This window comes from Huaxiibacter chinensis, assembly GCF_022171985.1.
Lineage (GTDB): Bacteria > Pseudomonadota > Gammaproteobacteria > Enterobacterales > Enterobacteriaceae > Enterobacter > Enterobacter chinensis_A.
Map to the genome: position 1 here is coordinate 1 of NZ_JAJVHF010000074.1, position 461 is coordinate 461.

Genomic DNA, 461 nt, shown 5'->3' on the forward strand with positions numbered 1-461 from the left:
GGTGATGCTGCCAACTTACTGATTTAGTGTATGATGGTGTTTTTGAGGTGCTCCAGTGGCTTCTGTTTCTATCAGCTGTCCCTCCTGTTCAGCTACTGACGGGGTGGTGCGTAACGGCAAAAGCACTGCCGGACATCAGCGCTATCTCTGCTCTCACTGCCGTAAAACATGGCAACTGCAGTTCACTTACACCGCTTCTCAACCCGGTACGCACCAGAAAATCATTGATATGGCCATGAATGGCGTTGGATGCCGGGCAACCGCCCGCATTATGGGCGTTGGCCTCAACACGATTTTCCGCCATTTAAAAAACTCAGGCCGCAGTCGGTAACCTCGCGCATACAGCCGGGCAGTGACGTCATCGTCTGCGCGGAAATGGACGAACAGTGGGGATACGTCGGGGCTAAATCGCGCCAGCGCTGGCTGTTTTACGCGTATGACAGGCTCCGGAAGACGGTTGT

Annotated in this window: 1 pseudogene; it reads left to right on the forward strand. The window is 54.2% G+C overall.

Going from position 1 to position 461, the window contains the following annotated elements:
- Positions 1-55 precede the first annotated feature (55 nt).
- A pseudogene (locus tag LZP96_RS24005) lies at positions 56-461 on the forward strand (IS1-like element IS1B family transposase); the annotation flags it as partial.